A 22,295-nucleotide genomic window follows, 5' to 3' on the forward strand; every position below is an offset into this window, starting at 1 on the left:
GCGGTTCACCCCGTACTCGTTCCCCCGAACCCGACGATCGCAGTGAAAATCCTCCTCCTCGGCTCTGGCGGCCGTGAGCACGCGCTGGCCGATACGCTGCTGCGCGAAAACACGTCCGTTGAACTGATCACGGCACCGGGCAATCCCGGGATCGCGGATCTCGGTCGACTGGTGTCGATCGATGTGAGTGATCCTCGCGCGGTCGCGGCCCTGGCGGAACAGGAGCAGGTGGATCTGGTGGTAGTCGGTCCCGAGGCGCCGCTGGCCGCGGGCGTCGTGGACTACCTCCAGGAGCGCCGTATTCCGGCATTCGGTCCAACGGCCGGCGCGGCAACGGTGGAAACATCAAAGGCCGACACCAAGGCGCTGATGATGGCCGCCGACATCCCCACCGCGCACGCCGAGACGCATCGTGATGCTGCCTCCGCGAAGCAGGCGGTGCGTGCACGCTTTGGCGCACCGGTGGTCATCAAGGCCAGCGGCCTGGCGGCCGGCAAGGGCGTGATCGTGTGCCAGACGGAGAAGGAAGCGTTCGATGCCATCGATCGTATTCTCGATGATCGCGCATTTGGTGATGCGGGCAGCGAGTGCCTGGTGGAATCGTTCATGACGGGCGAGGAGCTGTCGCTGTTCGCGGTCACCGACGGATACGACGTGTTACCGATGATCGGCGCCCAGGACCACAAGCGTCTGCTCGATGGTGACGAGGGCCCGAACACCGGCGGCATGGGTGCGTACACCCCGGTGTCATTCTCCACGTCGTCATTGGTGGACAGTGTCACCGAGAGCGTGCTGCTACCGACGCTGCATGCGCTGCGCAAGCGCGGCACGCCGTTCACGGGTCTGTTGTACGCGGGGCTCATGCTCACGCCTGAAGGCCCCAAAGTGGTGGAGTTCAACTGCCGTTTTGGTGACCCCGAAACGCAGGCCATCCTGCCCATGCTCACCAGCAGCCTGCTCGACCCGATGCTGGCGGTCGCGCGTGGGTCGCGCATCGGCAACATGTCACCGTTCGCGTGGCGTTCTGGTGCCAGCGTGACCACCGTGGTGGCATCGAGCGGCTATCCCGATGCACCACGCAAGGGCGCCGAGATTTTCCTGCCCAGCTTCGGCGATGACGTGCGTGTCTTTCATGCTGGCACCACGCGAGATGCATCGGGTGTGCTGCGCGCGAATGGCGGCCGCGTGTTTGCGGTGACGGCATTGGCCGATACGTTTGCCGCGGCGCAGCGGGCCAGTCGCGACGCTGCCGCGCGCATCGAGTTCGACGGCGCAATCTTCCGTTCCGACATCGGCTGGCGGGAAGCCGCGCGGATTGCCTGAACTGCCGGAAACGGAGACCATCGCGCGCGACCTGCACGCGATGGTGGTGGGGCGTGTGATCAAGCGCGTCGTCGTATCGCGCCCCGATGTGCTGCGTGAGATATTGCCGGAGGAGTTGCCATCGTCGCTGGAAGGCACGTCCATCACGCGGGTGTGGCGTCGCGCAAAGCTGATTGTGCTGGATCTCGTCGTGGGCGACACGCAGCGGCATCTGGTGGTGCAGCCCCGCTTCACCGGCGGTCTGCTGGTGGACGACGGCTCCATGCCGGAGAACGAACTCACCTACAGCTGTGTGGCCTTTGTCCTGGACGACGGCCGCACGCTGCACTACCGCGATGTGCGACGGCTGGGAACAGTCGCCCTCATGGAGACCGGACGATTTTCGGCTTATTCGGGCGCACTTGGCCCCGAGCCTCTTGACCAAACGTTCGACGCGACTGCATTTTCGGGTTGTGTTCGGTCATCGCATCAGCCCATCAAAGTAGTTTTGATGGATCAGCGGCGATTGGCTGGCGTTGGCAACATCTACGCGAACGAGGCTCTGTGGCGCGCCGGCATCGATCCTTCCCGAGAAGCGGCGTCCCTGACGCCCCCCGAAACCCAGCGACTGCACGCCGAGCTGCGCGACGTGCTGACGGCGAGTATCGCCGCGCGTGGCACGAGTTTTCGCGACTACCGGGATGCGCGCGGTGAGCGTGGCACCTTTGTTGAGCAACTGGCCGCCTACGGACGCGGCGGGGAACCCTGCACTCGCTGTGGCAGACGGCTCGTGGTCACCCACGCCGTGGACGGCCGCAGCACGGTCTTCTGCCCGGGCTGCCAGCGCTAGTCCGTTCGACCGCGCCAGACAGGTCGGCGGTGAGCAGCTCGATCTCGCGGTAGACACACCAGACGTCGACGTGGAACGACTGCGCGACCAGGTGCGCAGCTCCGCCCGCAACGAGCCGGGCGTGTACCTCATGCGCGGCGCCCGCGGCGATGTGCTGTACGTGGGCAAGAGCACGCAGGTGCGCACGCGGCTGCTTTCGTACTTCCGCCTGCCCTGGCCCGAGCACCGGCACGCGCGGCTGCTGCGTGAGACGGTGCGTATCGAGTGGGAGCCACATCCCAGTGAGTTTGCGGCGCTGCTGCGCGAAGTGCGGCTCATTCGCGCGCACCTGCCACGCTACAACGTGCGTTCGGCACGTCCGCTCGACAAATGGTGGGTGATCACCATCGCCAAAGGCATCACCCCGCGCCTGCGCGTGCAGCGCGCGAGTGCGGCGGCACGCTCGCGCGATGTAGCGCAAATCATCGGCCCGTTTGCTTCGCGGCGGCCGCTGGTGGACGCGCTGCGTGTGCTCAACGACGCGCTCGGCCTGCGCGACTGCTCCGATCGCATTCGCATGCATGTGCGCGATGTGGCCGAGTTGTTCGATGAACACCATCCGGCCATGCAGCGGACCCCCGCGTGTCATCGCTACGAGACGCGTCGTTGCCTGGGGCCGTGCATTGGTGCCACGAGCGAGTACGAGTATCGCGCGCAGCTCACCCGCGCCAAGGCCGTGCTCGAGGGGCGCGATGATTCACCGCAGCAGCATCTCGTGCGCGAAATGGCGGCGGCCAGCGCCGCACTTTCGTACGAACGTGCCGGTTGGCTGCGTGATCGACTCACCGCGTTGCAGGACCTCGAATCGCAACTGGGCCGCGTACGCGAAGCACTCTCACGCCCGAGTTGTGTGTACGCGGTGCCGGGTCGCCTGGGTGACGATCGTCTCTATCTCATCCGGCACGGCCGCGTGGTAGCCGAAGCACGCTGCGCCGATCCGGATTCGGTGAACGACCTGCAGGCGATGGAATCGCGCGCCACACAGGCGCCGTCCGGCGCGATGGTCAACCAGCTCGACGAACTGCTGCTCGTGGAGTCCTGGTTGCGTGGACGACAGGGAGAGCGGGCGCTTGTGGCGGATTCGGTGGTTGGTGCGCTGCAGGAACTGGCCCGCTCCTACTCCTCCGCCGGATCCTCGACCATCAACGGGATGAGCTCGACGTCGGCCTGACCCTTGTGGATGTACAGCTTGGCCACACAGGGCTGCAGCTTGAATCGACGCGGTCCCGCCGCGCCGGGATTCACGACGATGCGCCGCGCCGCCTTGGTTACCAACTGCTGATGCGTGTGCCCGTACACGATGACATCCGCCTTCGGGTAGGCACTCACAAGCCGCGGTGGCGTGGTCTGCCCCACCTCATGACCATGCGTTACGACGATGCGCACACCGTCGATGACCTCCTCGATACGCTCGACGAGATCGGGACGGCCTGGGGCATCCGTGTTGCCCCAGACGGCCCGCACGGGCGCAATCGTGGCCAGCTCGGCGAGTACGTCGGCGGGGCCGACATCACCCGCATGCAGAATCTGCGACACACCCTTGAGCGCCTCAAACACCTCCGGGCGCACCAGGCCATGTGTATCCGAAATCAGTCCGATGATCGTGGCGCTCTGCGTCATTCCATGTCCGAGGTCGCAGTGCGCAGGGCACGACGTCGCTGCAATTCAGCGAGCGCACCCTCCGCATCCGGCGTCCCCGGAAATCTGTCGGCCAAACGCCGAAGTTCCACCACCGCGCGCCCGGAATCTTCGAGCGGACCCAGGTAGAGATCGATCAGGCGATGGGTGGCGTAGAGCTCGTCGGCGGGAGAGACCTCACCCATGAGGCGAATTCGGTGGAGGGCATGACGGGCCCGCTCATGCTCGCCTTCCGCGGCCATCAGCTCGGCTTCGGCCCGTAGCGTACCCACCGAATCCCCGTGTTCGAGCCGGATAGACTCGAAGATATCGATTGCCTCATCCAGGCGGCCTTCAGCGGCCATCGCCTCAGCCTGGGACACAGCAGGCGCCAATGCCCGTTCCATAGTCGCGTCTCGCCCGCCGCCCGATGGATGCAGGAACTGATGCAATACCGCGCCTCCCAGGCGGGTGACCGATGACAGTACGGCGAAGAGCGCGCCTGCCGCGAACGGGGCGAGGACCAGGCCGAACATCAGGCGCGAGCGTCCCTGAACCCCGTACAGCATCACCACCACAATCGACGGCGCCACCAGGGCGCCGGACACCAATGCTCCAAGCCAGGCGGCGCTCCAGAAGCGACGCCGACGTTCTCGCTGGATGGACTTCTCGAACAGGTCGAGATCGAGCATTGGGGGTGACCTCCGGAGGATGCGACATCGCATCACGTTGGAGGCAAGACGCTTCACGCCCGCGGACGGTCACGTCCCGTGCAGGTCATTCGCCCTTGATCGCGCCCCAGCGATGCCCGATGTCGTGCTCGATATCCAGATGGTCCAGGATGCGGGCGACCAGGAAATCGACCAGATCCTCGATGCGCGCCGGCTTGTGATAGAAACCAGGCGCCGCGGGGATCACCGTCGCGCCGGCCCGCGTGACCGCCGTGAGATTCTCCAGATGAATCAGCGACAGTGGGGTCTCACGCGGTACGAGAATGAGCTTGCGCCGCTCCTTGAGGGCCACGTCTGCCGCGCGTTCCACCAATGACCGCGATGTGCCATGGGCGATCGCGCTCACCGTGCCCATGGAGCACGGACATACCACCATCCCGCTCGTGCGCGCCGATCCGCTGGCTGGCGCCGCCCCACGATCGGCATCGTCGAACACGGTTACCACACTCGCAAAACTGCCGGCCGTGCTGCCCGCCTCCACCCGCGTCTTGAGCGCTTCGAGGTCGCCGATATCGCTCTCCGTGGCCAGCAGCCGCCAGCCGTGCCCGGACACGATCAGCCAGGTCGGCACCCGTTGCGCGACCAGCGCCTGCAACAAACGTACGGCATACGGCGCACCCGACGCCCCCGTAATGGCGAGCACCACCGGGTGCCGCGGCATCCACCGATCAAGATCGCCACTCATCGCCGCACTCCCACCAGCACACGCGCCGCGAAGATGACCGTGAGGAAGCCCAGCGAGATGATGCCATTCATGGTGAAGAAGGCGGCATCGACGCGGCTGAGATCATTCGCCTTCACCAAGCGATGTTCCCAGATCAGCATCAGCGCGATCCCCGCCACGGCGATCCACAGCACCGCCGTCACGAACCCCGGCGTGATACCCAGCGGATGCGCGGCCATCACGCCGGCAAAACAGGCGACCGCCAGCACATGCAGTGTGCGCGCGATGCGAATGGCCTTCACCACACCCAAAGTGCTCGGCACGCTGTGCAGCCCATGTCGCGAATCGAACTCGGCGTCCTGCAGTGCATAGATCATGTCGAAGCCGCCGCTCCAGCACACCACCGCCAGCGCAAGCACGCACAACAGCCACCACGGATCACTCCACTGCCCCGTCACTGCGAGATAGCCGCCGACCGGCGCAATCGAGAGGCCCAATCCAAGCCACAGGTGTGACCACCGCGTAAACCGCTTGGTGTAGCTGTATCCCAGCACCCACAGGAGTGCGACCGGCGACAGCGCGAAGCACAGCGGATTGAGCCGCCACGCCGCATACACGAACAGCGCACTCGCCACCACGATGCTCACGCGCGCCTGCGTCAGCGTCAGCGTGCCCGCTGGCAGCTCGCGCATGGCGGTGCGCGGGTTCAACGCGTCGACGTCACGATCCACCAGACGATTGAACGCCATGGCGGCGAAGCGCGCGCTCGTGAAGGCCACAATCACCCACCACACCATGGCCGCCGTCACGGGTGCCACGGCGCTCGCGAACAGCACGCCCACCAGCGAGAACGGCATCGCGAACACCGTATGCGGCAGCTTCACGAAATTGCCCAGACGCACCGGCAGCGACTGCCCGCGCATGAGCTGTCCGTCGCGCGCGCCCGGAGGTGGGACGATGCCTGGCGCCGACATCAGCGGGACCCCAACGGACCGATGTTGAGACTGGCCCACTTCGCATCCACGGCGCGCTTCGTCGCCTCGTCCATCTCGATCACCTTCGGCCAGGCGCGCGTGAAGCCTTCTTCGGGCCATTTTCGTGTGGCGTCGATGCCCATCTTGCTGCCATACGTGAACGCGCGACTGGCGTGATCGAGCACGTCCACCGGCCCCATGGTGAACCGCACGTCCCGCTGCGGGTCCATGTTGTTGAGCGCCACCCACCACGCTTCCACGGGATTGCGCACGTTCACTTCCTTGTCCACCACCACCAGCACCTTCGCGAGCGACATGAGCCCCTGCCCCCACAAGGCGTGCATCACCTTGTCGGCGTGCCCGGGATACTTCTTGTCGATGCTCACGAACACGAGGTTGTGAAACCCTCCCTCGGCCGGCATGTGGTAATCCACCACTTCAGGCGTCGTGAGCTTGAGCAGTGGCAGGAAGATGCGTTCGGTGGCGTGCCCCAGATAGAAGTCTTCCATCGGCGGACGGCCCACGATGGTCGTCGCGTACACGGCATTCTTGCGCATCGTCACCGCCGTGACATGCACGCGCGGATACAGATCCGCCTCGGAATAGAATCCCGTGTGATCGCCGAACGGCCCTTCCACGACCAGCTCCTCAGCCGGATCGATGTAGCCCTCGATCACGATCTCCGAATCGGCCGGCACTTCGAGATCACTCGTGACGGCCTTGGCGAGACGCACCGGATCACGGCGCAGAAAGCCGGCGAACAGGAACTCGTCGATATTGGGCGGCAGCGGCGCGCTGGCCGAATACATGCTGGCCGGGTCCGAGCCAATGATGATGCACACCGGCATCTTCTCGCCGCGCTCGGCCATCTGCCGCATGTGTTCGGCGCCAGTCTTGTGACGCTGCCAGTGCATGGCCACATGCCGCTTGCCCATCTGCTGCACGCGGTACATGCCCACGTTGCGAATGCCGCGGGCCGGATCCTTGCTCACCACCGCCGTCATCGTGAGAAAGGGACCTCCATCCTCAGGCCAGCAGTGCAGCACGGGCAACTTGTCGAGGTCGATATCGTCACCCTTCCAGACGATCTCCTGGCACGACGGAGTACCACCTTTCACACGCGGCGGAAACTTCGACACCTCGAGCAATCGCGGCAGCAGCGACAGCTTGCCAAGCAGGCCATCGGGTACCTTGAGGTCCATCAACTGCGTGATGCGCGCGCCGATCTCGTCGAGCGAATCCACACCCAGCGCGATGGCCATGCGGCGCATGGAGCCGAACAGATTGATGGCGACTGGATACGCCGACGGCGTGCCATCGCGCAGGATGGGCTTTTCGAACAGCAGGGCTTTGCCACCACCGGCCATCTTGGAAACGCGATCGGTGATCTCGGTGATCTCGAGATGCACATTGGTCGGCGCACTGACGCGATGGAGCTCGCCAGCACGATCGATGGCGTCGAGAAAATCTGCGAGAGTATCGAGTGACATGTCGCGGGGGGCGGGTCAGACGGTGCCGGTGTGAATCGCGGCAATGCCGAGACTGAGGCGTTCCCACTGCACGGCGTGATAGCCAGCCGCACGCATGCGATCGGCGAGCGCGGTTTCGGTGGGGAACTGCGCGACGGACAGCGGTAGGTAGGTATACGCCGATCCATGCCCACTCACCAAACGACCAATGAGTGGAAGGATACGGTGGAAATAGAACTGGTACGCCACGCGCACGAGGGCAATGCGTGGCGTGGAGAATTCGAGGATCACAAAACGGGCACCGGGGGTGAGCACCCGGCGCACTTCCCGCAGGCACGCATCGAGATCGGCCACATTGCGGATGCCGAAGGCGACCACGGCACCGTCAAACGAGCCGTCGGCAAAGGGCAACTGCAGTGCATCGGCACCAACTGGCGCGAGACGATCAGCCGGCGCCTTGCCGATGCCATGGCGCAGCATGGGCACCGCGAAATCCGCGCCGACCACCCGACCACCGAAGCCCTTCTGGCGGGTGAGCATGGCGCCGACATCGAGCGTCCCTGCGCAGAGATCGAGATAGCGGCCACGGGGCCGCTCAGTCCACCCCAGCAGGGAGAGCGCACGACGGCGCCACCGCCGGTCGATGTTCAGCGAGAGGACGTGATTGAGCAGGTCGTAGCGCGGCGCGATGTCCGAGAACATCTGCTGCACGTAGTCACGCTTCCCCTCGCCCTGAGCGGCGGAGGCAGCGGCGGATTGTGGCATGCCGGGCATCCCGAAACATCGAATCATGGCGAAGGGCGAGCAAGGCATCGAGGCCCTTTGCTGCAATGGATGATGCCGCACCGCTGGTCGCGCTGGCCGTGTCGGACTAGCTTTGCCCCAGCGCATGCCGATCCTTGACGAGCTGGGGACACTTCCTGATGCCGACGTGGTCCGACTCGCCCAGCAGGGGCGTGAGCTCGCTTTTCGCGAGCTCGTGCGCCGCTACGAGCGGCCCGTATTCTCGCTTGTCTATCGAATGGTCCGCGATCGTGAGACGGCGGAAGACCTGGCGCAGGACGCTTTCATCAAGGTCCTGAACCACATCGACCGGTACAGCCCCGAATTCAAGTTTTCGAGCTGGCTGTTCAAGATCGCGAACAACGTGGCCATCGATCACCTGCGCCGTCGGCGGATCGAGACCATCAGCATGGATGGCAGTCCCCATGCTTCGTCGGCCGCCGAGGTCGAAGCGACCACGCTGGATCTGCAGTCGGAGCAGGAGAGCGCGCTGGACGAGATCGAGGCCAAGGAGCTTGGCTCGGCCATCGAGCGGGCCATTGCCAGCCTCCGGCCCGAATACCGGGCCTGCATCATGCTGCGGCACGTGGAGGGGCGCTCCTACGAGGAGATTGCGACCACCCTCGACCTGCCGCTGGGCACCGTGAAGACCTACATCCACCGCGCCCGGCACGAGTTACGCCGGGCGCTCGAGCCCACCCGGGAGTGACGGCCAGCACCCATGTCAACTTCCGCGTACCTCGTTGAAACCTGCCACATGCCGCGCGCGTATTCCGGTCATGGAGGCCAAGATGCCCAATAGACACCTCAGACCTGACGAAATAGAGCTCCTCCTCGATGGTGAGGAAGGATTTGGCGTGGCGCCTCTGCGGGCTCACGTCCGTTTGTGTTTGGAGTGCCAATCCGAGCTCGAACAGGCTCGTGAGCTCATGGTGGCACTCGACGCCCTCCCCGACTTTGCTCCCTCGATCGGCTTCTCCGACCGGGTGATGAGCCATGTGCAGGTCTTCGAGCCGTGGCACGCTGCGGCCACCCGCACTGTGGAACAGCTCGTACCGGCCACACGACCGGCTCGCATCGCCGCCGGTTTCGGCGCCGCCATCACGGCGGGGCTGGCCACGGCGGGTGCCACCTGGGCCGTCGCCCGGGCGGACATCGCCGTGGTACTCACCCAGCTGGGCCTCGAACGATTCCGTGAGCAGGTGGTCGCGGCCGGCTCCGATGTCATCACCACAGTGCTGGGCCAGCCCGGCCTCGATGCGATGCGATCCAGCTCCCCCGAAGTCATGGCGCTTGCCGTGGGCGGCTTCGTGGCAACGGCGGGCATGGGCGTGGTGGGGCTGCGGGCTCTGGCCTCCACGGCGCGCAGCGCCCGTTAGGCAGACGTCTCCATGACCGCGATTACCGCCAGCCTGATGGCCGTTGCCGGGGTGTTCGGCATCGGCATGATCATCGGCGTGGTCGTGCTCATGACGGCCGAAGAAGCGCTTACGGCGGTGGCCAAGACGGCCGCCCGAGATGTTTCTGGCAGCTTCTGGGCGGGCCTGCTCACTCAGCTGCTGGCGGTGCCTGCCCTACTCGTCATGGTGATCGCCTGCGCCATCACCATCATTGGCATTCTGGCCATTCCGCTCGCTGCGCTGGCGTGGGCACTGGCCCTGGCCGGCGCGGTCACCTTGGGGCTGCTGGGCGTGGCCATCGTCATCGGACGGGCGTTTGCCGGCAGCGGGCGCGGTTCCGAGCGCAGCGCCGCCGTTCGTGGCCTGACGGTGGGTTTGCTGGCGCTCAGCCTGATCTGGTTTGGCGCCGCGCTGGCCTCCAGCGTCCCCGTAGTGGGCGCACTGGCCCGTCTGGTCGCGGTGGCCTTTACATGGGCCGTGGCCACGGTGGGCATGGGTGCCGTGGTCAAGTCGCGGGTGGGCGTGTCGCGGCTCAGCGTGCAGTTCGGCCGCTTTGGTGGCAGCTCACGCTGGAATGCCAAGTGGGCGCCGGCCAGCACCACGAGCACCAACGAAGTGCAGGTGCCAGTCAGCTGGCAAACGCCGACCCCCGTTCAAGGGGTTGTGGCGGCCCGCCGTCCGGTGGAACCCACGACCAACAGCAGTTCAGGAAGCGGCGCCGAGCTCTAACTCGGATCGTCGGCTGCCTGTCAGCCAGCAGGGCGTGAGACCGCGTGTCCCCGCGAGAGCCCGAAGGTGAGCGCGGCATTTCCATCGCGCACAGCGAGCTCCACGAACCCGCTGGAACCCACCAGAGCCACCAGCTCGCCCGACGCGGCCTCACCATAGGTGCGCACCAGTCGCGCTGTGCGCGCTCCGGCCACCACCACGCCACCGGCGTCCCTGACCACCAGGTTGGTCATGACATTGCCGAAGCGATCGATGGTCAGCACCTCGCCGTGCAACGAACCATCGCCATCACGCCGCGGTTGCGGTGTGCGCAGCCGAACAGGCGAATGAAACACGTCGCCCAACTCGTCCAGTGACGTTCCCTGCGCGAGAGCCGCAGCGGCCGGCGCGAAGACATCGCGCCCATGAAACGTGGGTGACGCCGTGATCGGCACCGGGACACTCACCACGCGTGCAGAGAGTGAAAACAACGCCGGCGACAGCACACCATTGTCTGGGCCCACGAGAAAGCGCCCTTCGCTCTCCACCGCAATGGCTTCGCGTGCCGTGCCGACACCCGGATCGACCACCACCAGGTGCACGGTTCCAACAGGAAACCGCCGCCAGTATCGCGCGACAGTGAGGCGAGCGAACGCCACATCCTGCGCAGGTACTTCATGCGAGAGATCGATCAGTGTCGCCGACGGCGCGTTCGACACCAGCACGCCTTTCATCTCGGCCACGTACCCATCGGCCGTGCCAAAATCGGTGAGCAGCGTGATGACGTTCATCGGCACCTCATACGCGTTGCAGTTTCCATCGCCCCCACGCCCACAGTAACGCCATGACCGCGCCGCGCGCCGCCGCGGTGAGGGCAAGGGTCCACCAGAGCCCCGTGGTGCCCCACTGCTGGGCTGCCCACGCACCAACCGGCAGGCGCAACAGCGTGATGGCGGTGCTGAACAACATCGGGATGAAGGTCCACCCTGCACCGCCCATGGCGCTTTCCAGTACCACCTCGGCGCCGAGGAAACACTGGCTGAACGCTGCAATGCGCAAATACAAGGCAGCCTCGCGCACGACGTCGGGATCGGTCGAGAATATGGACACGAACTCTTCGGCGAAGAAGAAGCTCACCGTGGCCATGACAAAGCCGAACGCACTGACAATGCCGGTAGCATACCACCCGGCACGTTTCGCACGCGCGATGTCGCCGGCCCCGATGCTCTGCCCCACGATGGCCGCCACAGCGGCGCCCATGCCCACACTCACCACGTACACCACGCTCTCGAGACGAAAGCCCAGTCCGAGTGCCGCCAGTGCCGGAGTACCGAACTGCGTGGTGATGCGCGTGAGCGCCACATAGATCGCGCTGAACGCCACGCCGGTGGCTGCAGCGGGTGCGCCCACCTTCACAATGGCCCACAACACCATCCAGCGCGGACGGGCCCACTGCAACATCGCGCGCCGCTGCAGCAGCACCACGCCGATCAGACATCCGAGTCCGCGCGGCACAAGCGTGGCGAGCGCAGCACCACGCACACCAAATGCCGGCACGGGGCCAAGACCACGAATGAGAATGGGATCGAGGATGAGCCCGAGCACGGTCGTGATCGCGAGAATCACGAGAGGAGTGCGTGTGTCGCCCTTTGCGCGAAACGCCGCGTCCACGGCAAAGAAGCCGAAGATCAGCGGCATGCCCAGCAGATACGTGCCGAGGTAGTGCCGGCCGATGTCGCTCACAGCGTCGCCAGTGTGCAGCGCAACGAACAGCCAGTCGAGCACAAACGGCGTGGCCAGTGCGATGGCACCGCCGAGCAGCGTGGCCAGCACCAACCCTTCGCTCACTGTGCGCGCAGCGTCAGCGGGGCGACGTTCGCCATGACGCCGGGCCGCGATCGCATCGAGACCAATGCTGACCATCTCACCCATCGAGATGACGAGCCAGATCCAGAAGATCGAGCCGGTAACGGCAGCAAGCGAATCGGCGCCAAGTGAGCGACCGATCCAGAAGGTGTCGACGTTGTGAAAGGCCGTCATCAGCAGGTTCGCGATGACGGCCGGAAGCGCCACGCGGCGAATGGTCAGTGAGAGTGGCTCACCAACCAGTTCGCCGCGTGGAGCATCATGCGGGGCGGAATCAGCGATAGCGTTCGTCAAGCCGCTGCATCACACGTTCGGCCAGCTGATGGATGGCCTTCGACGCCTTGCTGTCCGGCTCCGCGTCGACAATCGGCCGTCCGGTGTCACCGCCTTCCTGAATGCGCGGATCGAGCGGGATCTGGCCAATGAGCGGCAGGCCGCACTCCTTCGCGAGACGCTCGCCGCCACCGCTGCCGAACATGGCGATCGGCTTGCCGGTCTCGGGATTCTCGAACCACGACATGTTTTCCACCACACCCAACACGGGCACGGCGGTGCGCTCGAACATCTTCACGCCTCGCAGGGCATCACCCACCGACACCTGCTGCGGGGTGGTGACAATGACCGCACCGTGCACCTGCGTGGCTTGCACCAGCGACAGCTGCGCGTCACCCGTACCCGGCGGCATGTCCACCAGGAAGTAGTCGAGCTGTCCCCAGTTCACATCGCGCAGAAACTGCGTGATGATCTTCATGACGATGGGGCCACGCCAGATGGCCGGCTGTTCCTTCTCGATCAGGAAGCCCAGCGAGATGACCTTGATCCCGAAGGCTTCGAGCGGAATGATCTTCTCGTCGCGCACCGCCGGCGCCGCGTCGACCCCGAGCATGAGCGGAAGATTCGGACCGTAGATGTCGGCGTCCATGATGCCGACACGCTTGCCCGCTTTGGCGAGTGCGATCGCGAGATTCACGGCCACGGTGCTCTTGCCCACACCGCCCTTACCGGACGACACGGCGATGATGCGCCCGAGGTTGGGGTACTGCACCGGATCTGGCACACGGGGGGGTGCCTTCGGGGCCGGGGCGGCTTCCATCACGGGGAGTGCGCGCTTGGCGGCAGTGGGCTGATGCATGGGCTGCGATTCGGGAGCTGGTGCGGACGCAGGAGCGCGGCGCGCCGGGGTGGGTTCACTCTTCTGCGAAGGATCGCGCACATCGACACGCACGTCGCGCACCCCGTCGATCTGTTCCACCGCCTGACGCACATCACGCACCAGCGTGGCGTCGTCCTCGGGGGCCAGCAACAGGGTGAACCGGACTTTGCCGTCGACGGTGGTAGCGATATCACGCACCTGTTCGGCAGCCATGACATCGGCGCCGGTGCGCGGGTTGCGGATCGCCGACAGTGCGTCGGTGATCCGTTCCATGAGAGACGACATTTCTGTGGGAGGCCTAGGGTACGCAGAGAAACCTAGAGACCTCACCGGGGCGCCGGAATGCCCTCGGCGGACCTGCCAAGCGGCAGGTCCGTGTTACTCGCCCCGCAAATACGCCCGGGCGTCGGCCACGATCCGCGTACGGACTTCTTCCAAAGATCCGCTGATCATGGCGCCAGAGGCCTTGGCGTGCCCGCCACCGCCATATCGCCGCGCCAACTGCTGCACATCGACATCGCCGGTGCTGCGGAAGCTCACCTTGACCTTGTCGTGGCCCAGATCGCGGAAGAACAGCGCCAGTCGCGTGCCCGTGATGCTGCGCGGATGCTCCACGATGCCATCAAGCTCCTCGCTCGTGACATGGAAACGATCAGTCACGCCGGCATCCACCGAGATGTGCGAGAGTCCGATATCGGACTCCACCTGCAGGCTGCCCAGCGCTTCACGCAGCAGCTGCAAGCGTCCCACGCTCACCTGCGCGTAGATGCGCCGGTACATCTCCTCCGGGTTCACGCCGGCCACCAGCAACTGCGCGGCAATCGCGTGCGCCCGCGGCGACGTATTGCTGAAGCGGAAGCTGCCGGTATCGGTGAGAATGGCGGCGTAGAGGCTTTGCGCCACCGCCGGTGTCACCTCGAGGCCAAGTGTGACGGCGATATCGTACACCAGTTCGCCGGTCGCACAGGCCTTGGTATCGGCCACCGCGGTCGTGCCCACGGGCTCGTCACCAGCGATGTGGTGATCGATGACGAGCACCGGCACCGTCAACGAACGGACTTTGTCGGCGAGCTGACCGAGGCGGCGCACGTCGTTGATATCCAGCACCACCAGCGCGTCGATGTCATCGAGACCGGCCGCGCCCATGGCGCTCATTTCCTGCACGTCGGGTCCGAGCAGAAACTCGAACATCGACGGCCATGGCGTGGGATTGACGATGCGACAGTCAATCCCCCGCTGGGCGAGCAGACGGGCGAGCGCCGTTTCGGAGCCACACCCGTCGCCGTCTGCATTGATATGCGTGGACAATGCCACCGTCATTCCCGGGCGGAAGGCAGCGAACCAGGTATGGATCGCCGCCTGCCGCACGTCCGATGCGCTCAGGAGCCCATCGGCGGCAAGTGCGTTCATCGACGCGAGGCTTCCTGCTTGCCGATCGTCGAGTTGCGCATGCCGTACAGGAAGTACGTGGTCATGCCGATCGCCGTCCACGCACCGAGCAACGTCCACGTGAGCTTCGGCAACTGGAACATCATGTACAACGTGGCACCGGCGCCCAGGATCGGGACCAACGGGACCAGCGGCGTACGGAACGGGCGCTCGAGTTCCGGCGAACGGTTCCGGAGCACCCACACACCGATGCACACCGTGGCGAAGGCCGCCAGCGTACCACCCGACACCAGCTCACCGAGCAGGCCGAGCGGGAAGAAGCCGGCGATCACGATGGCAATGGCTCCCACGATCCACGTCGACGCGGCCGGAGTCTGGTACGTCGGGTGCACACGGCTGAAGATCTTCGGCAGGAGGCCGTCACGCGACATCGTGTAGAAAATGCGCGGCTGACCCATGAGCATCACCAGCACAACCGACGACAGGCCCGCCGTGGCGCCGATGTTCACGAGGTACTCGAGCCACTTGAGCTGCGGCACCGCGCCAATGGCCACCGACACCGGGTGCGGCACGCCAAGCTGCTGGTAAGGGGCCAGGCCCGTCATGACCAGCGACATCAGGATGTAGAGCACCGTGCAGATCAGCAGTGATGCGATCATGCCGATCGGCAGGTCACGCTGCGGGTTCTTCGCTTCCTGCGCCGCCGTGGAGACAGCATCGAAACCGATGTACGAGAAGAACACCACCGGCGCCGCACGCAGCACGCCCGAGATGCCGTACTTCGTGGAGCCATCCGGGTTGGTGACCATATCCGGAATGAACGGCGTCCAGTTTTCGCGGTTGATGTACATGAAGCCGAAGCCGATCACCAGCAACACCACCGTCATCTTGATAGCCACGACGACGTTGTTGAACGTGGCCGATTCCTGCACACCACGCACCAGCAGCATGGTGAGGCCCAGGATCAGGACCACGGCCGGCAGATTGATCAGGCCGTCCACCACATTACCGCCGGCTGCCGTGCACGCATCTCGTGCGACGAAGGCCACATGCGTGGCGGCATCCATCAGCGCACCGCCCGTGGCAGGGTCGACGCACGTGAATGCGCGCACGACTTGGTGACCATTCACCACCGTCAGCGGCGCCGAGGCAAATGCCGCGGGAATGTGAATGCCCACTTCGCTCAGCAGCGCACCGAAGTAGCCCGACCAGCCCACGCTGACCGTGGCGGCCGCGAACAGGTACTCGAGCACGAGGTTCCAACCGATGAACCACGCCACGCCCTCACCCATCGTGGCATAGCTGTACGTGTACGCGGAACCGGCGATGGGAATCATCGACGCGAACTCGGCGTAGCACAGACCCGCGAACAGGCAGGCCAGTCCGGCCAGCACGAACGACAGCGAGACGCCGGGGCCCGCGAAGTTGGCAGCGGCTGTGCCCGTCAGCACGAAGATACCGGCGCCGATGATGGCACCGATACCGAGCAACGTGAGATTGAGAGCTCCCAGCGTACGCTTGAGCCCTCCTTCGGAGCTGTTCGCTTCTGCACGCAGCGCCGCGATCGATTTCTTTGACCAGATTCCCATCAGAGCGGTGTGGTCTGGGTGGAGCGATCCGTTGGGTGGAGGACGGATCGCAAGGCAACTACAAGGACCTGCCGGCGGGAGACAGATCACCCGTGGGCGCTAATGTGCCCACGGGCGATGGTTTCGGACAGTGGCCCAGCGAAACTGGTCAGAGCGAGTAGTTGGGCGCTTCGCGTGTGATCGTCACGTCGTGCGGGTGCGATTCACGCAGGCCCGCCGTGGTGATGCGCACAAACTCCGCTTCCGTACGCAACGCCTCGATGCTGCCGCACCCTACGTAGCCCATGCCGCTGCGCAGGCCGCCCACCATCTGAAACAGCACGTCGCCAACCGGGCCCTTGTAGGGCACTCGTCCCTCGATGCCTTCCGGGACGAGCTTCTTGGGGGACATCTCGCCTTCCTGGAAGTAGCGGTCGGCCGAGCCGTCCTGCATGGCGGAGAGCGATCCCATACCGCGGATCATCTTGAAGCGGCGTCCCTCGAGCAGGAACGATTCGCCGGGGCTCTCTTCGGTGCCAGCCAGCATCGAGCCCATCATCACACTCGAGGCACCGGCCGCGAGCGCCTTCACAATGTCGCCGGAATACTTCACACCACCGTCAGCAATCACGGGCACATCGCCCGCCCCTTCCACTGCTTCCATGACCGCGGTCAACTGCGGCACACCAACGCCGGTCACCACGCGCGTGGTACAAATCGAACCAGGTCCAACACCCACCTTCACCGCGTCCACACCCCGCTCGACCAGGGCAGCGGCTCCAGCCCGGCTCGCCACGTTGCCCGCCACCAACTGCACTTCGGGGAAAGCCTCGCGCACTCGCGCCGTGGCCTGCAACACCCCTTCACTATGTCCGTGGGCCGTGTCGATGATCAGCACATCCACACCAGCCTGCACCAGGGCCCGGGCCCGGTCGATGTAGTCAGCGCCAGCGCCGATCGCGGCAGCCACCCGCAGGCGACCATGCTGATCCTTGTTGGCATCGGGATACTGACGGCGCTTGTGAATGTCCTTGACCGTGATCAACCCCTTGAGCATGCCGTGGTCATCGACCACCGGGAGCTTCTCGATGCGGTGCTTGCCCAGCGTGCGTTCCGCTTCATCGAGCGTAGTGCCCACCGGTGCGGTCACCAGCCCTTCGCTGGTCATGACCTCGCTCAGCGGTCGGTCGAGGTCCCGTTCGAACTGGAGGTCGCGGTTGGTGAGAATGCCGACGAGGTGTCCAGATCCATTCACGATGGGCACGCCCGAGATCTTGAACCGCATCATCAGGGCGACCGCTTCGCGAAGTGAGGCGGTTGGCGAGAGTGTGATCGGATTGAGGATCATGCCACTCTCGCTGCGCTTCACCCGATCGACTTCAGCCGCCTGCCGGTCGATCGACATGTTCTTGTGCAAGACGCCGATGGCACCATAGCGCGCCATCGCAATCGCCATTTCGCTCTCGGTGACAGTGTCCATGGCCGCAGAGACCAGTGGCACATTGAGCGTGATGCCTCGCGTGAAGCGCGAGTGCAGCGTCACCTCGCGCGGATGCGTGCGCGAATGGCGAGGAGCAAGGAGGACGTCGTCGAACGTAAGCGCGACGTCCTCACGAATACGGGCGGAGCCGCGTGAGGGGCCATCTGTCGAGGGTGCCATCTTGAAGAGTAGACGGCACTCGACGGTGAATCAACTCCGGTCTGCAGCTGTGACAGACCGGAGCCCAGACATCAGCCCCGATGGCCGGCCATCTTGCGCAGGCGACGGCGCAAGCGGCTGGGCAGGAAGAACCCGGCGGCGGCCACGATACCGGCCAGATTGAGATCGTCGAGCTCCCGTGGATCGCCCCGCCAGTGATCCAGCAGCACGTCGTATCCGGCCCGCTCCACCAACCGCTGGAGAGAGAGCATGAGCAGGAACACGTCGTCCACCTCACCCAGGAAGGGGATGACGTCGGGAATGAAATCGAGCGGCGAGATGATATAGGCCGCCGCCGCGATGACCATGAACCGGTCGATGTTGGACACCCGTCGGTCACCGAACAGCCCAATCAGCAGGCGGATGTACGACGGAATCTGCCGGATCGCGTTGACCACCGAGCGCTTGAGCCCTCGACGCGGAGCACCGCCGCGCCCCTCGGCTTCCTCACGACGGGCACGACGTTCCCGACGCGCCGCCGACAGGCGCCGCCTGCGGGCATGCTCGCGCGCTTCCGCGTGCGCCTCTGCTCGGGCATGTCCCTCGGTCTCTTCGTGATCGTCGTCCGGGTCGGGTCGCTGCCGTTCGTCCATGAATCAGGTGGGGTTGGAGCCTGGAGCTGAGGGCGGCGCGGTTGGCGGCGCAGGTGGGGCACCGTCAGGGGCGGCTTGAGCGGCGGCTGACGGAGGATTCGCGGGGGTGGAGCCAGTCGGTGCGCCTCCCGGAGGCGGAGCACCGATCTGATCGGCGGCGGTCTTGGCGGCAGAAACGACGTCGGTGGCCACCGTCTTGGTGGTCTGAGCGACGTTGTTCAATACCCCGACAGCCTTGTTCAGAAACCCCATGGCCTCGGAGACGGTTCCAACGGCCAGGCCGCCGGCCCGCAGCGTGTCTTCCACGCCATCGGTGAAGCGCTGGAAGACGTTGGCCACCGGCGCCGGCTTTTCGGCGTACTTCGATTCGAGGAACTCGACATAGTCGAGTACCTGATAGAGACGCTCATCGTTGAGCGTTTCAAGCTTTCGGGTGATGCGATCGCGGACGTATGGATTCATGTGTTTCCTCCTAAGCCCGCCTTACGCGGTCAGCCTCGCCAGCGTTTCCGTTCGCCGCGGGCGTCGATGTGGCAATATGGCGTGGCGTACCGCCGGCTGCTGTACACGCCGAGCCCACCGGCCAGTTCCGGGTGCATGCGCTCCACCCAATCCACCGCCTGTTCCACCCGATAGGCGTCGAAGATGGTGAGACGGCCGTCTCCATCGGCGTCGATCGCCACGTCGGCCGCATCACCGTAGAGGTGCCGCGAGTCGCGCGCCGAGCCTTCGACGGCAGAGTTGTGCAGTGGCGTGCGGAAGCCGGAGTGTACTTCGAGATCGAAATCCATGCGTTCCTCGCCCCGGCGACGCGCCAGTTCCCGCAGCACCAGCTCGATCTTGTCGAGCACGCGCGGATCGACGGCCACATAGCGGGGCCACATGGTCTGCCGGTCGTGCGTGACGAAATCGCGCACCTTGAGATGCCGGGTCAGTGGCAGGTCGAGATGTTCTTCACGCACTTCGGCGAATCCATCGGGCCGCTCGCCCTGTTCGTCGCGCGACCACTCGGACGGATACCGACCGATCTGATAGCCATTGAGCGTGCTGCCCAACTTGAGCTCGAACGGCACGAGCACGGCCAGTCGTGGCTCGGTAAGACGCTGTGTCACGCCGGCCCGCGTGACCGCCAGTTCGTAGAAGCCCGGCGTGAGCGGCGCCAGCAGCGTGTCGCTGTCGAGCGGACGCGCCACGTCTCCCGACTCGTTGCCCCCCACGGCGATCCACTGGTAGGTAAAGCCCAGTGCATCGCCATTGACGCGAAGCGGGAATGCCAGGCGCTCGCCAGCCCGTACGAAGCGCATGTGCACGTCACCGCTCGTGCCCTTGGCCTCGGCGGTGGCTTCCACTCTGGGCACACGCCGCGCGGCACTCTGCGCGGAGGTGTCGGCCATGAGTTCACCAGGTGGCTGGTACCAGATAGCCGCCGTAATCGCCGCGAGACCACTGAGCACCAGTGCGGTACGACGTCGGATCACAGCGATCCCCAGCGAGCACGCTGACCGCGCACATCGATGTGCACAAACGGGCCGTGTGCTGAGGTGGCCGTGTACACACCGATGCCACCGGCGAGTTCGGGATGGGCCTGTTCGACCCGCTCCGCCGCCTTGGCCAGCACACGTGCGTCGCGAATGTCGACGCGACCATCGCCATTGAGGTCGCTCATCCAGTCGCGCGCACTGTTCATGACGTACACATCGGCCGCGTCGCCGTATTGATGACGGCTGTCCTGCACGCGACCACCGGCCCCCACACCCTGCTCGTTGTACTGCGGTGTGCGGAAGCCCGACATCACCCGCATCTTCTGCGCAGGAATGCCCATCGAACGCAATTCGGCCAGCACCAGTTCGAGCTTGTCGACCAGCGTTTCCTGCAGCACGAGATACTTGGGCCACACGGTGGCCTGGTCGTGGGTCAGAAAATCACGCAGGCGGAAGTGCTCGGAGATATGCGTGTCCTGATTGTTCGCCGTGACCTCGAGAAAGCCTTCGGGATTCGAGTACGACGCACTGCGCACACCTCGGCGTTCGGCGGGAAAGAAGCCGATGCGATAGGCGCCGATACGGCCGCGCACCTTGTCGGCGAACGGACGCATGGTGATGAAATGGAACGGCGTCGCCGCACTCACGGAGTCGGGCGTCGCATAGATGCCGGCATGTGAAGTGGCGGAATCGCCGAACAGCTCGCGCAGAATGGGCACACTGGCGGTGCGCGTCGGCGAGAGGAATCGCGCGCGCAGCTTGCGGCTGCGTCCACGCAGGGAGTCGATGAGCGAACCGGGCGCCGCAGCCGCCGCACGACGCGCGGTCGTGTATTCGGTGGCGCGGCGAACCGTGGTCGCCTCGCCGGCACGGCCGGGTCGAGCAAAAGCCGCGAGCGTCAGACACGCGCCCACACCGAGCGTCACCGAAAGGCGACGCACTATGCGTGGTGAACGGGACTGACGGCGAACGGCGTGTGCGGTATCGAGAGGCTGTGGCGAATTCACGGAGTCGGGGATGGCGCTCGATGTCTGATCAGCTAATCAGAAAGACGATCGAACGTCAGTCGGGAAATATAAGTCTCCCACTGCCGGGAGACTCCCGCATCACGGGGCCAAAAGCCGCCGGTAGACAGCCGGCCGCGTGTGTGGGAAATCCGGTCAGTAGATGTAGACCAGAGTCCCGACGGAAACCTGATTGTACAGCGCTTCGATGTCTTCGTTCCGGAGGCGGACACAGCCGTGGCTCACAGCTTGGCCAACCGACTTGGGATTATTCGTCCCGTGCAAGGCGTAGCCATCACCCAGATACAGGCGGCGGGTGCCCAGTACATCCGGATACTTTCGCTGATTTGTTCCGAAAGGTGGAATGACGATCCGCCCATCGGCCACGATTTCCCGGCCGTCACTGGCCGAGAGCGGTTTGACACTGCCATCGGACCCCACACGGACGACGTCGTTCCCCTGCACTGTGATGCTCGACCCATCCTTCAGTTTGATCGGGGAACCGCGCACCATCTGCACCAACCCCATCCCCCGCTTGTTGGCCTGTTCCTGGAAATGCCAGTCCGGGGGAATCCAGGCCGGCGCGGAATCCCGGCGCTGCACCACCAGGCGCCCGCGCGGTGTCTCGAAGCGCATGACCTTGGTGCTTCCCTTCACGACCATCTGCTTCCCGGAACCGGTGGCGACGGGGGCCGTGAACAGCACGCTGTCGCCCTGCTTGTACCAGACGCGTCGTTCCGCGATGGATACGACGATGTAGGGGGCGTTGGCCGCGGCCGGTGGTACCGGGGCCTCGGCGAGCTCAGCCCGCAGACTGTCAGCCCCCGAGCCGGCCTGCAGAATGGCCTGCTCGATGGACTCGGTGTTGTCGTTGAACACCATGCGGGCCACGTCGCGCTCAAAACGCAGCCGGAAGGTGCCGATGAGCAGCCAGACGGTGTAGGCGGCCAGCAGGACAATCAGCCCCATGAGCCAGCGCGCACGGAATCGGAATGACGGTGCCGT

At 65.2% G+C, this 22,295-nt stretch carries 23 protein-coding genes; 6 read left to right on the forward strand and 17 right to left on the reverse strand.

Annotated elements, in window-relative coordinates; translation table 11 throughout:
• The first annotated feature begins 42 nt into the window (after positions 1-42).
• From purD to VGE27_RS05485, 3 genes are read left to right on the forward strand one after another with little or no spacing between them, the layout of a single operon-like run.
• A complete protein-coding gene (purD, locus tag VGE27_RS05475; RefSeq protein WP_331048628.1) occupies positions 43-1,323 on the forward strand; it encodes a phosphoribosylamine--glycine ligase in 1,281 nt (426 codons plus the stop codon).
• Positions 1,316-2,152, forward strand: a complete 837-nt coding sequence (gene mutM, locus VGE27_RS05480) for a bifunctional DNA-formamidopyrimidine glycosylase/DNA-(apurinic or apyrimidinic site) lyase (RefSeq protein WP_331048629.1) — start codon at positions 1,316-1,318, stop codon at positions 2,150-2,152. The genes purD and mutM overlap by 8 nt, the downstream gene beginning before the upstream one ends.
• Positions 2,079-3,362, forward strand: coding sequence for a GIY-YIG nuclease family protein (locus VGE27_RS05485; RefSeq protein WP_331048630.1), 1,284 nt, complete (start codon positions 2,079-2,081; stop codon positions 3,360-3,362). Before mutM ends, VGE27_RS05485 begins: the two co-directional genes overlap by 74 nt.
• On the opposite strand, the gene VGE27_RS05490 is transcribed toward VGE27_RS05485, so the two are convergent.
• The 6 genes from VGE27_RS05490 to VGE27_RS05515 all read right to left on the reverse strand — a co-directional run bounded on the left by VGE27_RS05490 (position 3,308) and on the right by VGE27_RS05515 (position 8,411).
• Positions 3,308-3,811 carry a metallophosphoesterase family protein gene (locus VGE27_RS05490; protein WP_331048631.1) on the reverse strand — a complete coding sequence of 168 codons (504 nt, stop codon included), beginning with the start codon at positions 3,809-3,811 and terminating at the stop codon, positions 3,308-3,310. The genes VGE27_RS05485 and VGE27_RS05490 overlap by 55 nt on opposite strands.
• Positions 3,808-4,500 (reverse strand): hypothetical protein, encoded by a 693-nt coding sequence (locus VGE27_RS05495; protein WP_331048632.1) that lies wholly within the window; start codon positions 4,498-4,500, stop codon positions 3,808-3,810. The genes VGE27_RS05490 and VGE27_RS05495 overlap by 4 nt, the downstream gene beginning before the upstream one ends.
• An 85-nt stretch (positions 4,501-4,585) precedes the next feature.
• On the reverse strand, positions 4,586-5,224 hold the full coding sequence (locus tag VGE27_RS05500) for a flavin prenyltransferase UbiX (RefSeq protein WP_331048633.1): 639 nt from the start codon (positions 5,222-5,224) through the stop codon (positions 4,586-4,588).
• Positions 5,221-6,177 (reverse strand): UbiA-like polyprenyltransferase, encoded by a 957-nt coding sequence (locus VGE27_RS05505; RefSeq protein WP_331048634.1) that lies wholly within the window; start codon positions 6,175-6,177, stop codon positions 5,221-5,223. Before VGE27_RS05505 ends, VGE27_RS05500 begins: the two co-directional genes overlap by 4 nt.
• Positions 6,177-7,667 carry a menaquinone biosynthesis decarboxylase gene (locus VGE27_RS05510; protein ID WP_331048635.1) on the reverse strand — a complete coding sequence of 497 codons (1,491 nt, stop codon included), beginning with the start codon at positions 7,665-7,667 and terminating at the stop codon, positions 6,177-6,179. Before VGE27_RS05510 ends, VGE27_RS05505 begins: the two co-directional genes overlap by 1 nt.
• A 15-nt stretch (positions 7,668-7,682) precedes the next feature.
• Complete coding sequence (locus tag VGE27_RS05515) at positions 7,683-8,411, reverse strand: class I SAM-dependent methyltransferase (RefSeq protein ID WP_331048636.1); 729 nt, start codon at positions 8,409-8,411, stop codon at positions 7,683-7,685.
• A 124-nt stretch (positions 8,412-8,535) separates the two neighbouring features.
• On the opposite strand from VGE27_RS05515, the gene VGE27_RS05520 reads away from it, so the two are divergent.
• The 3 genes from VGE27_RS05520 (at position 8,536) to VGE27_RS05530 (ending at position 10,558) form a co-directional block, all read left to right on the forward strand.
• Positions 8,536-9,138 (forward strand): RNA polymerase sigma factor, encoded by a 603-nt coding sequence (locus VGE27_RS05520; RefSeq protein WP_331048637.1) that lies wholly within the window; start codon positions 8,536-8,538, stop codon positions 9,136-9,138.
• Positions 9,139-9,358: 220 nt separating this feature from the next.
• Positions 9,359-9,808 (forward strand): hypothetical protein, encoded by a 450-nt coding sequence (locus VGE27_RS05525; RefSeq protein WP_331048638.1) that lies wholly within the window; start codon positions 9,359-9,361, stop codon positions 9,806-9,808.
• A gap of 12 nt (positions 9,809-9,820) precedes the next feature.
• The gene (locus VGE27_RS05530) at positions 9,821-10,558 is read left to right on the forward strand and encodes a hypothetical protein (RefSeq protein WP_331048639.1); all 738 of its coding nucleotides are present in this window, start codon (positions 9,821-9,823) and stop codon (positions 10,556-10,558) included.
• Positions 10,559-10,578: 20 nt separating this feature from the next.
• Here VGE27_RS05530 and VGE27_RS05535 read toward each other — a convergent pair whose 3' ends face one another.
• The 11 genes from VGE27_RS05535 to VGE27_RS05585 all read right to left on the reverse strand — a co-directional run bounded on the left by VGE27_RS05535 (position 10,579) and on the right by VGE27_RS05585 (position 22,259).
• Positions 10,579-11,328 (reverse strand): SAM-dependent chlorinase/fluorinase, encoded by a 750-nt coding sequence (locus tag VGE27_RS05535; RefSeq protein ID WP_331048640.1) that lies wholly within the window; start codon positions 11,326-11,328, stop codon positions 10,579-10,581.
• A 7-nt stretch (positions 11,329-11,335) separates the two neighbouring features.
• Positions 11,336-12,697, reverse strand: a complete 1,362-nt coding sequence (locus VGE27_RS05540; RefSeq protein WP_331048641.1) for an MATE family efflux transporter — start codon at positions 12,695-12,697, stop codon at positions 11,336-11,338.
• Complete coding sequence (locus tag VGE27_RS05545) at positions 12,678-13,841, reverse strand: Mrp/NBP35 family ATP-binding protein (protein WP_331048642.1); 1,164 nt, start codon at positions 13,839-13,841, stop codon at positions 12,678-12,680. The genes VGE27_RS05540 and VGE27_RS05545 overlap by 20 nt, the downstream gene beginning before the upstream one ends.
• 93 nt (positions 13,842-13,934) lie before the next feature.
• Entirely contained in the window at positions 13,935-14,966 is a 1,032-nt protein-coding gene (locus tag VGE27_RS05550; RefSeq protein WP_331048643.1) for a bifunctional oligoribonuclease/PAP phosphatase NrnA, read from the reverse strand.
• Positions 14,963-16,534, reverse strand: a complete 1,572-nt coding sequence (locus VGE27_RS05555; protein ID WP_331048644.1) for an amino acid permease — start codon at positions 16,532-16,534, stop codon at positions 14,963-14,965. The genes VGE27_RS05550 and VGE27_RS05555 overlap by 4 nt, the downstream gene beginning before the upstream one ends.
• Before the next feature lie 148 nt (positions 16,535-16,682).
• Positions 16,683-18,173: an IMP dehydrogenase gene (gene guaB, locus VGE27_RS05560; RefSeq protein WP_331048645.1), complete on the reverse strand. Its 1,491-nt coding sequence runs from the start codon at positions 18,171-18,173 to the stop codon at positions 16,683-16,685.
• A 71-nt stretch (positions 18,174-18,244) separates the two neighbouring features.
• On the reverse strand, positions 18,245-18,805 hold the full coding sequence (locus VGE27_RS05565) for a YkvA family protein (RefSeq protein ID WP_331048646.1): 561 nt from the start codon (positions 18,803-18,805) through the stop codon (positions 18,245-18,247).
• 3 nt (positions 18,806-18,808) lie between these two features.
• Positions 18,809-19,267 carry a hypothetical protein gene (locus tag VGE27_RS05570; RefSeq protein WP_331048647.1) on the reverse strand — a complete coding sequence of 153 codons (459 nt, stop codon included), beginning with the start codon at positions 19,265-19,267 and terminating at the stop codon, positions 18,809-18,811.
• Positions 19,268-19,296: 29 nt separating this feature from the next.
• Positions 19,297-20,283, reverse strand: coding sequence for a D-Ala-D-Ala carboxypeptidase family metallohydrolase (locus tag VGE27_RS05575; protein ID WP_331048648.1), 987 nt, complete (start codon positions 20,281-20,283; stop codon positions 19,297-19,299).
• On the reverse strand, positions 20,280-21,227 hold the full coding sequence (locus VGE27_RS05580; protein WP_331048649.1) for a hypothetical protein: 948 nt from the start codon (positions 21,225-21,227) through the stop codon (positions 20,280-20,282). The genes VGE27_RS05575 and VGE27_RS05580 overlap by 4 nt, the downstream gene beginning before the upstream one ends.
• 219 nt (positions 21,228-21,446) lie before the next feature.
• Positions 21,447-22,259, reverse strand: a complete 813-nt coding sequence (locus VGE27_RS05585; RefSeq protein ID WP_331048650.1) for a L,D-transpeptidase — start codon at positions 22,257-22,259, stop codon at positions 21,447-21,449.
• Positions 22,260-22,295: the final 36 nt, after the last annotated feature.

Origin of the sequence: Gemmatimonas sp., assembly GCF_036405635.1 — a bacterium.
In the GTDB taxonomy this organism is placed as follows: Bacteria; Gemmatimonadota; Gemmatimonadetes; order Gemmatimonadales; family Gemmatimonadaceae; genus Gemmatimonas.